The following is a 12,734-nucleotide window of genomic DNA, read 5'->3' on the forward strand; positions in this document are numbered from 1 at the left end:
ATAGTGGACGCAGCAACCGCAACATCGTAAAAAGTTCTGTTTCAACGCGCAGTCGTCGGGCGCGGTAGCGACAGCAACGCTCGATATTGGTTCATCAACGTCGCTATACAGATCACGCTAATGACAGGAAGGTTTTGCCTGTCGTGATCATTTGCCATCAAATTAGTGCTTGGAGGCAAGAGGGATATGGAGACTATACCCCCAATAAAAAGGCGCACGCAAACAGTTTTCGCAAAAAAATTGCGCGTCGCAACACCTCATGGCAAGGTGCTAATTGAATGCGTTATGAAGGTGGCAAACTTCGTTGGCGAACCGATAAAATTGACGCCATTCGTAACACTCTGTTTCAGCAGTTGATGAGTTGGCAATGACGTTTCATCATGCTTGAAACTACCTCGTGGACGATTGTCATGATTTACTTTCTCGCCTTTTTTCAACGCTTGTTTGGCACACCAATTTCCACGAAGGAAGACCATCTGGGCGGGCCGATCGACTTGTCGGACATCCCCTACTGCCTCGGCTTGTTGACCCGGGATAGCGAGTAACGCTGCCGTGATTTTTCCCGTGAATCATCGATGCGCGTGGCGTAAAAATTCCGCTCGCAAACTCTGACGAAAAATCGTCGGATTCAATCGAATCGCCGTAGGAGAACCAGAAACCCTATGGTTAAATACGACGAAGAAAAGACACGCGATTTCGGTATTTTTCGCTGCGTCGCACCATGCGTGGCGCGCGACCAAGATCAACAAGAGGTAGTCATCGTGAAAAACTTCGCCCTTTGTCTTGCATTGGCTGCAGGCCTCACCGGCACCGCCCAGGCCGCCCTTGTCGAATTCGAGCGCACCACCGTCACCGCCGCGCCGATCGCCGGCGTCGCCTCGCGGGCCGACCTGATGGTTGCCGGCGGCGCTGTCGCTGCGCCGGGCCAGATGTCGGAACTTCCCGAGCCGGAAGTGTTCGCGATGATGCTGCTGGGACTGGTGCTGATCGGCTGGCGCGCCAGCAGGCACAGCGATGAAAAATTCGAATAGCCAGAACGAAAAAAATCCCGCTGCCAGAGCGGGATTGTTATTTGTGCGGCTGGGTTACTCGTAATACTTCGGTGCATGCCGGATCTTGGCGTTCTGTTCCAGGTCATGCTGGATCCACAGGGTTGCCTTGTTCGCCCTCATGAACTGCGCCTGCTCTTCCATCGCCTTCACCGACAATTCCTTGTCAAAGTTAAAGCTTGGCACCCGGCGGTTGTTCCAGTTCTTGGTGAAGTGCGCCAGGTCGCCCGACAGCAGGATGTTGCCGGTCTTCGGCAGCTTGACGAACAGCGCCTGGTGTCCCGGCGTGTGGCCGATGGCGCGCTTGATGACCACGCTGCCGTCGCCGAACACGTCATGGTCGCCCGACAGCTTGGTCACCGGGTTGGCCGCCAGGGTCGGGTAAGTCTTCGGGTCGTTGCCGAACTTGGCGCTGTCGGGACCGAAGGCGGCCGCATGTTCTTCGGTCTGCATCAGCAGGGTCGCCTTGGGGAACAGGCTGACGTTGCCGATATGGTCGAAGTGCATGTGCGACAGCCCGAGGTAGGTCACCGCGTCCGGGGCGTAGCCGGCTTCCTTGAGCTGCTGCGCCAGCGGCTTGCGCAGGCGCACATGGAAGGCATCGTCGAGCTTCTTGCCGCCTTTTTCCTTGGCGATCTCGTCAGGCAGGCCAGCATCCCACATCAGCGTGCCTTTCGGATGCGCCACCAGGTAGCACGAATCGGTCAGCGTTTTTTTCTTGCCCTTGTCGATACCCGGGCTGAACAAGGAGATGTCCGTCACGTTGATGGTGCCGCAATCAAACACGTACAGGCGCAGCGATGAGACCGCCGGATTGGTGTCGGCCGCGATCGCGGTGGATGCAAACATGGCAAGGCTGGCGCACAGGGCGCGAAGTTTCAGTGACATCTCAGGTGCTCTCCTTCGGGTTGGAATCATCATTTGTTCAGGCCTTCGTCGCTCAAGGCTTGCTGGACGGCTGGACGCATGCCGACACGGGCGTGGAAAGCGTGCAGCACCGGCCACTGCGCCAGGTCGACATTGGTGAAGCCGCACCAGCCCAGTACGGTAAACAAATAGGCGTCGGCGACCGTGAAGCGCTCGCCCATCAGGTAGTCGCGCCCTTCCAGCGAACGCGCCAGGAAATCGAAGCGGGTTGCCAGCACGGCGATCGCCGCCTCGCGCGTGTCCTGGCTGGCGGCACGGTTGAACAGCGGGCTGAAGCTCTTGTGTACTTCGGTGCCGATGTAATTGAGCCATTCAGCCAGGCGATAGCGCTCGAACGACCCGGCCACCGGCGCCAGGTTTTTTTCCGGGACCAGGTCAGCCAGGAACTGGATGATCGCCGGGCCTTCGGTCAGCACCGCGCCATCCTTGAGCATTAGCGCCGGGACCACCCCTTTCGGATTGACCAGCCGATAATCGGCGCCCCCGGCGGTCTGCTTGGTACGCAGGTCGACTTGCTCGGTGCTGAAGTCGAGGCCAGCTTCACGCAGGACGATACGGGGCGACAGCGAACAGGCGCCAGGGCTGAAATACAGTTTCATGATGGTCCTTTGACAGAAGGTTGTGCGGGGCGATCGCGAAATGCCGAGAATACAACAAAACCGCGACGGTCACTTACGCCGCCTCAAATAGCCCATCAGGTCGATGGTAGTATTGAAACTTCACTTGGAGAAATTGATGAGCGTCGCGTACCAGCACCAAGCGTTGGCCGAGTTACGGCCCGGAATGATTCTCTATGATGAGCTGCTAGACGAGCAGGGCCACGTTCTGCTGCCGCACGGCACCGTGCTGACGGCGGCGAGCATCGCCCAGTTGCTGCGCCACGGAATCGAATCGGTATCCGTGCAAGTGGCCGGCGGCGCCGAGGAGCCCGAGGCCGACCTGGCGGCGGTCGAGCAGCGCCTGGCGCACCTGTTCCGCAAGAACGACATCGACGACCAGAACGACTGGGCGACCGGCATCCTGCGCCGCTATGTCGAAGACTACCGCCTGAAACGGGGAGTGGAAGAATGACCGCCTTATCGATCGACGACGTGGTGCGCAACCTGCTTGAGCTGCCGTCGCTGCCCGATGTGGTCATGGAGCTGCTCAGCAGCATCGACGCCGAGGACGTGGATATCTCGGTGCTCGCCCGGAAAGTCTCGCATGACCAGGCGCTGATGGCCAAGACCTTGCGGCTGGCCAATTCGCCGGTGTATGGGCTCCAAGTCAAGGTCACCACGCTGACCCAGGCCATCACCTTCCTCGGCTTCCAGGCCACGCGCAACCTGATCATCGCCGCCGCGGTGACCGGCTGCTTCGCCGAAGGCAAGTGCGCCGGCTTCGACTTCAAGGGATTCTGGCGCCATTCGATCGCTACCGCGGCGTGCGCCAAGGTGCTGGCGCGGCGCATGAAGTTCAACCAGGATTACGCGTTTACCGCCGGGCTGCTGCACGACATCGGCAGGCTGGTGCTGGTCACCAGTTTCCCCGAGCTGTACGCGCAGGCGCTGGCGCTGCGCAAGGAACGCGACTGCGAATTGATCGAGGCGGAGCGGGAAGTGCTGGGGGTCGACCATGTGGCGGCGGGAATCGCCTTGGCCGGACACTGGAATTTCTCCGATACCATGCGGCTGGCCATTGCCCACCACCATGATCCAGAAGAGCCCGGCGCGGGCTTTCTTGCCACGATCGTTCACGTGGCGAATGCGATCGTCCATGCACTGGACCTCGCACGCGACGAGGATGAACTCGTCCCCGCAGTCTCATCGGTCGCCTGGACCGCGCTGGGGTTGACTGAAGAGTCTTACCTGCACGCGTTTCGCGAAACGGAAATGCAGTTTGAAGAAATTTCTGCTGTCCTGATGGGCTGAGCGCCTGGCGAGCGCCGGCGCATTGCACCAGCAATCAGGCGCCGGCAACACCCGTCGCAGCATGCGGCGGGCCGTCGCCGGCACGGTCCGAAGGCATGACTGCGATCGCGGTCACGCCAACGGCGTCAGTGCGCATAATTGCCAGGTGTTTGCTGCTGTTGCTGTGCTGCCGCTTCTGCCGCCGCCTTGTCTTCTGGCTTCGGACGACCTTGCGCGTCGGACAGACGATACTTGGTCCGGCGATCGCCCATCAGGTCGCGCAGGTCGCGGATGCTCATCCCGGTGACTTCGTGCATACGGATCAGCAGCGAGGCGCCGACCGGCAAGCGGTGGTGGCGGATCTTGCTGATGACCGGCGGCGCGACTTCCAGCATGCGCGACAGCGCTGCGTCGTTTTTCAGCTGCATCTTACCCAGCAGAATATCGAGCAGGTGGTTGGGGTTGTAGCTTTCTTGTGATGCCAGAGCATGGTGTGCCATGATTTACCTCGTGAGTGTGGTTGAAATGATTCCGTTACGAACTTTGCTAAAGACCTTGATTCGCCCATAGAAGTTCCCGGAAAACGCCCTTCAACGTGATTAACAGAACAAGTCCGATCATCCGTCCAAGCAACGCGACCGGTTCGTAGGCTCCCTGCGCTACGCGCCTTCCAACGACCACTTGTAATTCAAACAAATTATCAGACTCATACGCCATCAGTACATCCGACCAGCGCATAACCGTCATTGTTTGAAATCAAGCTAACGTGCGGAAAGCTTGTCACATAATTATTTCAACACATGAATCAGATTTGTGTCGCACAGAAGAAATAAATTTGATTCACTCACGACCTGACGATTCTTTCGGAACTCATTGATTTGCAACAGGAAATACTTAGTTCACAATCCATTGAATGTTAATCTTTTCATATGGCAATATGCAACTAAAGGTGACGAGCAATTAATATTTTCAAATGGAAATAACGCGAATGCTCACGCACGTGTTTATTGCCGTCTCGGCCTCGAAAAAGGATTTGCGGTAAACTGGCCCAACGCATTGTCAAATCATCTATTTACGTAGACAACACCATCCGTCAGGCACCGTTGAAAACCAAGACTCCTATCCAGCCCGAATACTTTGTCCCCGAGCCGCTCGACAACACGCGGCTGGCCCACCTGTGCGGGCCGCTCGACGAGAACCTGCGCCAGATCTCGGCCGCGCTCGACGTCACCATCTTCCGGCGCGGCGAAAAATTCATCGTCAGCGGCGCCAACGCCGCCCGCGCGGTCGAGATTCTCGAGCGCTTCTACGCGGTGGCCAACAAGGTGGTGCCGATCGAGGAAGTGCAGCTGGCCCTGGTCGAGCAGCGCAGCGGCCTGCGCCCGTCGACGCCGGAATCCGAACCGGCCGACATCCTGCCCGAGATTGAAATCAACAGCCCGGTCCTCAAGACCCGCCGCACCGACCTGCGCGGCCGCACGCCCCACCAGATCCAGTACCTGCGCGCCATCCTCGAGCACGACATCAGCTTCGGGGTTGGCCCTGCCGGTACCGGCAAGACCTACCTGGCAGTAGCCTGCGCGGTCGACGCGCTCGAACGCGACGCCGTCAAGCGCATCGTGCTGACCCGCCCCGCCGTCGAAGCCGGCGAGCGCCTCGGCTTCCTGCCGGGCGACCTGGCGCAGAAGGTCGATCCCTACCTGCGCCCGCTGTATGACGCGCTGTACGACCTGCTCGGCTTCGACCGCACCCAGAAGATGTTCGAGAAACAGGTGATCGAGATCGCGCCGCTGGCCTACATGCGCGGGCGCACCCTGAACCACGCGTTCGTCATCCTCGACGAAGCGCAGAACACGACGGTCGAGCAGATGAAGATGTTCCTGACCCGGATCGGCTTTGGCAGCAAGGCCGTGGTCACCGGCGACGTCACCCAGGTCGACCTGCACAAGACCTTGCGCAGCGGCCTGGTCGACGCGGCCCACGTCCTGAAAGACGTGCGCGGCATCGCCTTTACCCATTTCTCCAGTGCCGACGTGGTGCGCCATCCGCTGGTGGCGCGCATCGTCGACGCCTATGAATCGGCCGCGTCGATTGACGACCTGGCCGCCGTCCTCCCGAAACGTCCCGCCGCTAAAAATGTCCGAAAAAAATAAACTCGACCTCGAGGTCCAGTACCCCGACGAACGCCTCGAAAAGACCATCACCCCCGAGCTGGTCGAACGCTGGGTGCATGGCGCCCTGTTCGCGCCGGCCGAACTGACGGTGCGCTTCGTCGGCGAAGAAGAAGGCCGCACCCTGAACCGCGAGTACCGCGCCAAGGACTACGCCACCAACGTGCTGACCTTCGCCTACAACGAAGGCGAGACCATCGCCGACGACGAGCCGACCCGCGCCGATATCGTGCTGTGCATCGACGTGCTGGAACGCGAAGCGGCCGAGCAGGAAAAGACCGTCGAGGAACATGCCGCCCACCTGGTGGTGCACGGCGTGCTGCACGCGCAAGGGTACGACCACGAGCACGACGAGGACGCCGACGAGATGGAGCAGCTGGAACGCGACATCATGGAAGCGCTCGGCTACCCCGACCCCTACCCCGAATAAGCCGCCGGCCCCTGTCCACGGCACGCGAGTGCGTGCTTAAAAAACAGGCAATCCGGCTTTTGGTGTATCCTACACCCCATCGTAACAACGGCGTCATGCCAACTATGCCAGAGCATCCTACTGACGTCCGCCCGGACGCCAAACCCCACCGGTCACTGTTTGAACGCCTGACCGCACTGATTTCCCCTGAGCCCGAGAACCGCATCGAGCTGCTTGAGGTGCTGCACGAAGCCCACGGACGCAACCTGATCGACGCCGACGCGCTGTCGATGATCGAAGGCGTGTTCCAGGTGTCCGACCTGTCCGCCCGCGACATCATGGTGCCGCGCTCGCAGATGGATGTCATCGACATCTCCAAGCCGATCGAAGACTGGATGCCGAATGTGCTCGAAACAGCCCACTCGCGCTTCCCTGCCGTCGAGGGCGACCGCGACCGCGTGGTCGGCATCCTTCTGGCCAAAGACCTGTTGCGCTACTACGCCGAAGAATCGTTCGACGTGCGCGACATGCTGCGCCCGGCGGTGTTCATCCCTGAGTCCAAGCGCCTCAATGTGCTGCTGCGCGATTTCCGCGCCAACCACAATCACATGGCGATCGTGGTCGACGAATACAGCGGCGTGGCCGGCCTGATCACCATCGAGGACGTACTCGAGCAAATCGTTGGCGACATCGAGGACGAATACGACTTCGACGAAGAAGAAGACAACATCCTGTCGATCAAGGAAGGCCAGCTTGGCCCGCGCTGGCGCGTCAAGGCCTTGACCGAGATCGAACAGTTCAACGAGGAACTGGGCACCTCGCTGCCCGACACCGACGCCGACACCATCGGCGGCCTGGTGGCAAGCCAGCTCGGACGCATGCCGCACAAGGGCGACGTCATCGACATCGCCCACCTGCGCTTCGAAGTGCTGCGCGCCGATGCGCGCCAGGTCCATGTGGTGCTGGTGGAAAAACTGCCTCCGGCCGAAGACGACAAGGACTGATGTTGCGTCGCCGCGCCACCCCGCAAGGCCAGGCCGCGGCCCCGGCCAGCCGTACCCGGCGCGCCACCGCGCTGCCGATGCTGGCCGCCGCGCTGGCCGGTTTCAGCAGCCTGCTCTCGTTCGAACCGTTCGCCTGGTGGCCGGTAGGGATCCTTGCGCTGGCCTGGCTGTTCTACCAGGTGGGCATGGACACCTCGGCCAGGCGCAGCTTGCTGGTTGGCTGGGGCTTCGGCTTCGGCTGGTCGGTCGCCGGCATGCACTGGCTGTATGTCGCCATCACCGTGCATGGCGGCATGCCAGCGCCGGTCGCGGCCCTCGCCATCGCCCTGCTGGCAGTCTACATGGGCATGTTCTCCGCCTTAGCCACCGGCGCCGCCACCTGGCTGCGCCGCCGCTGGTCGCTGCCGGTGCCGGCCTTCCTGCTGCTCGTGCTGCCGGCCTGCTGGGGCTTGTCGGAGTGGACGCGCGGCTGGCTGTTTACCGGCTTCCCGTGGGCCTCGTCCGGCTACGCGCACAACATCAGCCCCCTGGCCGGCTACGCGCCGATCGTCGGCGTGTTCGGCATCGGCGTGCTGGTCGCGGTGTGCGCCGCCTGCCTGGTGATGCTGACCCAGCGCGCGCGCCTGCCGGCGCTCGGCATGCTGGCCGCGATCATGGCCGCCGGCTTCGGCCTGACCTACGTCGACTGGACCCGCCCCAACGGCGCCCCGATCACGGTGCGCCTGCTGCAGGGCGACGTCGCCCAGGACGAGAAATTCAGCCCGGCCCATATCGACCGCGCCCTCACGCTCTATGACGGCATGATCCGCGCAGCGCCGGCCGACCTGATCGCGACGCCGGAAACGGCGATCGTGCTGTTTCCGCAGCAGCTTCCGCCCGGCTACCTCGACGGCCTGGCCGCATTCTCGCGCGACACCGGCAGCCACCTGATCTACGGTATACCGCTGGCCGACAGCCCGACCCAGTACGCCAACAGCGTCGCCGGCGTTGCGCCGGACGGCCGCACCTACCGCTACGACAAGCAGCACCTGGTGCCGTTCGGCGAATTCGTCCCGGCAGGCTTCCGCTGGTTCGTCGACCTGATGTCGATCCCGCTGGGCGACTTCACCCGCGGCGCCAAGGTACAGGCGCCGTTCGCCGTCAAGGACCAGATGGTGCTGCCGAACGTCTGCTACGAAGACGCGTTTGGCGAAGAGATCGCGCTGCAGCTGCGCTCCTCGCCGACGCCGGCCACCATGCTGCTCAACGTGTCGAACCTGGCGTGGTACGGCAAATCGGTCGCGATCCCGCAGCACCTGCAGATTTCGCAAATGCGGTCGCTCGAAACCGGGCGTCCGATGCTGCGCTCGACGAACAACGGCGCCACCGCCGTCATCGATGCCAAGGGCCGCGTGAGCGCCAGCCTGCCGACCCACAGCCGCGGCACCCTGTCCGCCACGGTCCAGGGCATGCAGGGTGCCACCCCGTATATCCGCTTTGGTAACGCGCTGTTCCTGGCGTGGTGCGCGCTGGCGGCGGGCGCGGCCTGGCTGATGGGCAGAAAATACCGCCAAACCCGTTCGCAGGCGGCTTAAAAGTGACTTCGTCGCCACAACGCCCCCAGTCCCCGCTCAAAACCCGCTAAAATTGGTCTTTTGGCAAACCTCACAATCGTTCGCGCCCCGGCGTGACGGCCACTCACGATGCTCACATTTCAACAAATTATCCTGACCCTGCAGTCCTACTGGGACAAGCAGGGCTGCGCACTGCTCCAGCCCTACGACATGGAAGTGGGCGCCGGCACCTTCCACACCGGTACCTTCCTGCGCGCGATCGGGCCGGAGCCCTGGCGCGCCGCCTATGTGCAGCCATCGCGCCGCCCGAAGGATGGCCGCTACGGCGAGAACCCGAACCGCCTGCAGCACTATTATCAGTACCAGGTGGTGCTCAAGCCGGCCCCGGAAAACATCCTCGACCTGTACCTCGGATCGCTCGAAGCGCTGGGCCTGGACCTGAAGCAGAACGACGTGCGCTTCGTCGAGGACGACTGGGAAAGCCCGACCCTGGGCGCCTGGGGCCTGGGCTGGGAAGTCTGGCTGAACGGGATGGAAGTGACCCAGTTCACCTACTTCCAGCAGGTCGGCGGCCTTGACTGCAAGCCGGTGCTGGGCGAGATCACCTACGGCATCGAACGCCTCGCGATGTACCTGCAGGGCGTCGAGAACGTGTACGACCTGGTGTGGACCGAGTGGGAAGAACAGGGCGTGAAAAAATCGCTGTCGTACGGCGACGTCTTCCACCAGAACGAAGTCGAGCAGTCGACCTACAACTTCGAGCACGCCAACACCGAGCTGCTGTTCGCGCAGTTCGCCAACCACGAAGCCGAGGCCAAGCGCCTGGTCGAACTGGCGCTGACCCTGCCGGCCTACGAGCAGATCATGAAGGCGTCGCACAGCTTCAACATGCTCGACGCGCGCGGTGCCATTTCGGTGACCGAACGCGCCGCCTACATCGGCCGCGTGCGCACGCTCTCGCGCCTGGTCGCCCAGGCCTACTACGACTCGCGCGAAAAGCTCGGCTTCCCGATGGCCCCGAAGGCGCTCGACGCCGCCGCCTGAACGACAAGAAAAGAACCATGAACCAGACATTACTAGTCGAACTGCTGACCGAAGAACTGCCGCCGAAGGCCCTCGTCAAACTGGGCGACGCCTTCGCCGCCGCCATCGTCAACGGCCTCAAGTCGCGCGATTTCCTCGATGACGGCAGCGCCGCCACCACCTACGCCACCCCGCGCCGCCTGGCGGTATCGATCACCAACGTGCGCGCCACCTCGCCCGACAAGTCGATCCGCGACAAGGTGCTGCCGGTCAGCGTCGCGCTCGACGCCGACGGCAACCCGACTGCGCCGCTGGCCAAGAAGCTCGCCGCGATGGGCTTTGCCGACGTTACCGTCGAGCGTCTCGAGCGCGCCGTCGACGGCAAGGCCGAGAGCTTCTTCTACACCCACACCGCGCAGGGCAGCGCGCTGGCGACCGGCTTGCAGGCCGCGCTGACCGATGCCCTGGCCAAGCTGCCGATCCCTAAGCTGATGAGCTACCAGCGGCCCAACGGCGATACCGTGCAGTTCGTGCGCCCGGCGCATAAACTGGTCGCGCTGCATGGCGACCAGGTGATCGCGCTGAGCGCCCTCGGCCTGTCGGCATCGAACATCACGCTCGGCCACCGCTTCCTGACCGACGGCAGCGACATCGCCATCGCGCACGCACAGCACTACGAAGCGACGCTCGAGACCGAAGGCCGCGTCATCGCCAGCCCGGCCGCGCGCAAGGACCGCATCCGCGCCTCGCTGCTTGAAAAAGCCGGCGCCGACAAGGTCTTGATGCCTGAATCGCTGCTCGACGAAGTGGCCGCGCTGGTCGAATGGCCGGTGGTCTACGAATGCCGTTTCGAAGACGAGTTCCTGGCGGTGCCGCAGGAATGCCTGATCCTGACGATGCAGACCAATCAGAAGTACTTCGCGCTGACCGACGCGGCAGGCAAGCTGCGCTCGCGCTTCCTGATCGTCTCGAACATCGCCACCGACTCGCCGCAGCACATCATCGGCGGCAACGAGCGCGTGGTGCGCCCGCGCCTGGCCGACGCCAAGTTCTTCTTCGAGCAGGATAAGAAGAAGACCCTGGAAGCGCGCCTGCCGCTGCTGGCCAACGTCGTCTATCACAACAAGCTGGGCACGCAGGCCGAACGCACCATGCGCCTGGCAGCGCTGGCCGGCGCCATCGCCAGGCGCCTCGGCTACGACATGCTGCTGGCCGAACGCGGCGCCATGCTGGCCAAGGCCGACCTGCTGACCGACATGGTGGGCGAATTCCCTGAGCTGCAAGGCATCATGGGCAGCTACTACGCGCGCCACGACGGCGAGCACGAGGAAGTCGCACTGGCCGCCTCCGAACACTACCAGCCGCGCTTTGCCGGCGACGCGCTGCCCGCGACCCGGACCGGCACCGCCGTCGCGCTGGCCGACAAGCTCGAGACCCTGGTCGGCATCTGGAGCATCGGCTTGCAGCCAACCGGCGACAAGGACCCGTTCGCACTGCGCCGCCACGCCCTCGGCGTGCTGCGCATGATGATCGAGAAGCGCCTGCCGGTCGGCATCAGCGAACTGCTGGCGTTCGCCGCCGCCCAGTTCGAGACCCGGGCCGGCTTCAAGGACCCGTCGCAGGAAGTGAGCGCCTTTATCATCGACCGCCTGCGCGGCATCCTGCGCGAGCGCGGCTTCACGCCGAACGAAGTGGAAGCGGTGCTGGCGCAGAACCCGGACCGCCTCGACGACATCGTCCAGCGCCTCGAAGCGGTGCAGGCGTTTGCCGCGCTGCCGGAGAGCGCCTCGCTGGCCGCCGCCAACAAGCGCATCACCAACATCCTCAAGAAGACCGACGCCGCCATCGGCGCCGTGTCGGAAGACCTTCTCAAGGAAGAAGCGGAGCGCAAGCTGTTCGGCGCGATCAGCCGCGTGCGTCCGGACGTCGAGGCCGCCTTTGCCGCCGGCGACTTCACCGGCACGCTCAAGACGCTGGCGCGCCTGCGCGACGACGTCGACGCGTTCTTCCTCGACGTGATGGTGATGGACGAGGACCTGGCGCTGCGCAATAACCGCCTGGCCTTGCTGTCGTCGCTGCACGGCATGATGAACCGCGTAGCCGACATTTCGAAACTGGCATCGTGATTGGAGCAGTCATGAAGATGGTCATCCTCGACCGCGACGGCGTCATCAACCATGACTCGCCCGACTTCATCAAGTCGCCTGCCGAATGGATTCCGATCCCCGGCTCGCTCGAAGCGATCGCGCGCCTGAACCAGGCCGGCTACCGCGTGGTGATCGCATCGAACCAGTCGGGCATCGCGCGCGAGCTGTTCGACATGTCGATCCTGAACGCCATCCACCACAAGCTGCACAGCTGCGCGCAGCAGGTCGGCGCCGACGTCGACGCGATCTTCTTCTGCCCGCACGCGGCGATCGACAACTGCGACTGCCGCAAGCCCAAGCCCGGCATGTTCGAAGAGATCTCGAAACGCTTCAAGGTCAGCCTGAAGGGCATGCCGACGGTGGGCGACTCGCTGCGCGACCTGCAGGCCGGCTACATCAGCGGCTGCGCGCCTTACCTGGTCCTGACCGGCAAAGGCCAGAAGACGCTGGAGACCGGCGGCCTGCCGCCGGGCACCCAGGTCTTCCCCGACCTGGCCGCCATGGTCGACGCCTTCCTCAAGGCGGCACCTGACGCCAGCGCCGTATAACAACATAAAAAGTC

The 12,734-nt window shown here is 62.9% G+C and carries 14 protein-coding genes; 11 read left to right on the forward strand and 3 right to left on the reverse strand.

Annotated elements, in window-relative coordinates; genetic code table 11:
* Nucleotides 1–380: 380 nt before the first annotated feature.
* Complete coding sequence (locus I4X03_RS10590) at nucleotides 381–545, forward strand: hypothetical protein (RefSeq protein WP_223468193.1); 165 nt, start codon at nucleotides 381–383, stop codon at nucleotides 543–545.
* Nucleotides 546–761: 216 nt separating this feature from the next.
* Nucleotides 762–1,031 (forward strand): PEP-CTERM sorting domain-containing protein, encoded by a 270-nt coding sequence (locus I4X03_RS10595; RefSeq protein WP_223468194.1) that lies wholly within the window; start codon nucleotides 762–764, stop codon nucleotides 1,029–1,031.
* A 54-nt stretch (nucleotides 1,032–1,085) separates the two neighbouring features.
* Here I4X03_RS10595 and I4X03_RS10600 read toward each other — a convergent pair whose 3' ends face one another.
* Together I4X03_RS10600 and gstA are read right to left on the reverse strand one after the other, a co-directional pair.
* Entirely contained in the window at nucleotides 1,086–1,937 is an 852-nt protein-coding gene (locus tag I4X03_RS10600; protein ID WP_223468195.1) for an N-acyl homoserine lactonase family protein, read from the reverse strand.
* Nucleotides 1,938–1,966: 29 nt separating this feature from the next.
* On the reverse strand, nucleotides 1,967–2,575 hold the full coding sequence (gene gstA / locus I4X03_RS10605; protein WP_223468196.1) for a glutathione transferase GstA: 609 nt from the start codon (nucleotides 2,573–2,575) through the stop codon (nucleotides 1,967–1,969).
* Nucleotides 2,576–2,711: 136 nt separating this feature from the next.
* Between gstA and I4X03_RS10610 the strand changes: the two genes are divergently transcribed.
* Both I4X03_RS10610 and I4X03_RS10615 read left to right on the forward strand, forming a co-directional pair.
* Nucleotides 2,712–3,047, forward strand: coding sequence for a hypothetical protein (locus tag I4X03_RS10610; RefSeq protein WP_223468197.1), 336 nt, complete (start codon nucleotides 2,712–2,714; stop codon nucleotides 3,045–3,047).
* Entirely contained in the window at nucleotides 3,044–3,886 is an 843-nt protein-coding gene (locus I4X03_RS10615; protein ID WP_223468198.1) for an HDOD domain-containing protein, read from the forward strand. Before I4X03_RS10610 ends, I4X03_RS10615 begins: the two co-directional genes overlap by 4 nt.
* 125 nt (nucleotides 3,887–4,011) lie before the next feature.
* Here the strand turns inward: I4X03_RS10615 and I4X03_RS10620 are convergent, their stop codons facing one another.
* Nucleotides 4,012–4,365 carry a hypothetical protein gene (locus I4X03_RS10620; RefSeq protein ID WP_223468199.1) on the reverse strand — a complete coding sequence of 118 codons (354 nt, stop codon included), beginning with the start codon at nucleotides 4,363–4,365 and terminating at the stop codon, nucleotides 4,012–4,014.
* A gap of 603 nt (nucleotides 4,366–4,968) precedes the next feature.
* Here I4X03_RS10620 and I4X03_RS10625 point away from each other — a divergent pair.
* The 7 genes from I4X03_RS10625 (at nucleotide 4,969) to gmhB (ending at nucleotide 12,720) form a co-directional block, all read left to right on the forward strand.
* Entirely contained in the window at nucleotides 4,969–6,018 is a 1,050-nt protein-coding gene (locus tag I4X03_RS10625; RefSeq protein ID WP_223468200.1) for a PhoH family protein, read from the forward strand.
* A complete protein-coding gene (gene ybeY, locus I4X03_RS10630) occupies nucleotides 6,002–6,466 on the forward strand; it encodes an rRNA maturation RNase YbeY (RefSeq protein ID WP_223468201.1) in 465 nt (154 codons plus the stop codon). Before I4X03_RS10625 ends, ybeY begins: the two co-directional genes overlap by 17 nt.
* A gap of 104 nt (nucleotides 6,467–6,570) precedes the next feature.
* Entirely contained in the window at nucleotides 6,571–7,449 is an 879-nt protein-coding gene (locus tag I4X03_RS10635) for a CorC family transporter (RefSeq protein WP_223468569.1), read from the forward strand.
* Nucleotides 7,449–9,023, forward strand: a complete 1,575-nt coding sequence (lnt, locus tag I4X03_RS10640) for an apolipoprotein N-acyltransferase (RefSeq protein ID WP_223468202.1) — start codon at nucleotides 7,449–7,451, stop codon at nucleotides 9,021–9,023. Before I4X03_RS10635 ends, lnt begins: the two co-directional genes overlap by 1 nt.
* A gap of 108 nt (nucleotides 9,024–9,131) precedes the next feature.
* The gene (gene glyQ, locus I4X03_RS10645) at nucleotides 9,132–10,046 is read left to right on the forward strand and encodes a glycine--tRNA ligase subunit alpha (RefSeq protein ID WP_223468203.1); all 915 of its coding nucleotides are present in this window, start codon (nucleotides 9,132–9,134) and stop codon (nucleotides 10,044–10,046) included.
* Between the two features lie 17 nt (nucleotides 10,047–10,063).
* On the forward strand, nucleotides 10,064–12,151 hold the full coding sequence (gene glyS, locus I4X03_RS10650; RefSeq protein ID WP_223468204.1) for a glycine--tRNA ligase subunit beta: 2,088 nt from the start codon (nucleotides 10,064–10,066) through the stop codon (nucleotides 12,149–12,151).
* Between the two features lie 11 nt (nucleotides 12,152–12,162).
* Nucleotides 12,163–12,720 carry a D-glycero-beta-D-manno-heptose 1,7-bisphosphate 7-phosphatase gene (gmhB, locus tag I4X03_RS10655; protein WP_223468205.1) on the forward strand — a complete coding sequence of 186 codons (558 nt, stop codon included), beginning with the start codon at nucleotides 12,163–12,165 and terminating at the stop codon, nucleotides 12,718–12,720.
* The last annotated feature ends 14 nt before the right edge of the window (nucleotides 12,721–12,734 follow it).

The sequence above is a fragment of the Massilia soli genome (assembly GCF_016809835.1).
Lineage (GTDB): Bacteria > Pseudomonadota > Gammaproteobacteria > Burkholderiales > Burkholderiaceae_D > Telluria_A > Telluria_A soli.

What these genes read in the sequence shown, in the direction of transcription:
- I4X03_RS10590 (WP_223468193.1), top strand. Translation starts at nt 381, where the DNA reads ATGCTTGAAACTACCTCGTGGACGATTGTCATGATTTACTTTCTCGCC.
- I4X03_RS10600 (WP_223468195.1), bottom strand. Translation starts at nt 1,937, where the DNA reads ATGTCACTGAAACTTCGCGCCCTGTGCGCCAGCCTTGCCATGTTTGCA.
- gstA (WP_223468196.1), bottom strand. Translation starts at nt 2,575, where the DNA reads ATGAAACTGTATTTCAGCCCTGGCGCCTGTTCGCTGTCGCCCCGTATC.
- I4X03_RS10610 (WP_223468197.1), top strand. Translation starts at nt 2,712, where the DNA reads ATGAGCGTCGCGTACCAGCACCAAGCGTTGGCCGAGTTACGGCCCGGA.
- I4X03_RS10615 (WP_223468198.1), top strand. Translation starts at nt 3,044, where the DNA reads ATGACCGCCTTATCGATCGACGACGTGGTGCGCAACCTGCTTGAGCTG.
- I4X03_RS10620 (WP_223468199.1), bottom strand. Translation starts at nt 4,365, where the DNA reads ATGGCACACCATGCTCTGGCATCACAAGAAAGCTACAACCCCAACCAC.
- ybeY (WP_223468201.1), top strand. Translation starts at nt 6,002, where the DNA reads ATGTCCGAAAAAAATAAACTCGACCTCGAGGTCCAGTACCCCGACGAA.
- I4X03_RS10635 (WP_223468569.1), top strand. Translation starts at nt 6,571, where the DNA reads ATGCCAGAGCATCCTACTGACGTCCGCCCGGACGCCAAACCCCACCGG.
- lnt (WP_223468202.1), top strand. Translation starts at nt 7,449, where the DNA reads ATGTTGCGTCGCCGCGCCACCCCGCAAGGCCAGGCCGCGGCCCCGGCC.
- glyQ (WP_223468203.1), top strand. Translation starts at nt 9,132, where the DNA reads ATGCTCACATTTCAACAAATTATCCTGACCCTGCAGTCCTACTGGGAC.
- glyS (WP_223468204.1), top strand. Translation starts at nt 10,064, where the DNA reads ATGAACCAGACATTACTAGTCGAACTGCTGACCGAAGAACTGCCGCCG.
- gmhB (WP_223468205.1), top strand. Translation starts at nt 12,163, where the DNA reads ATGAAGATGGTCATCCTCGACCGCGACGGCGTCATCAACCATGACTCG.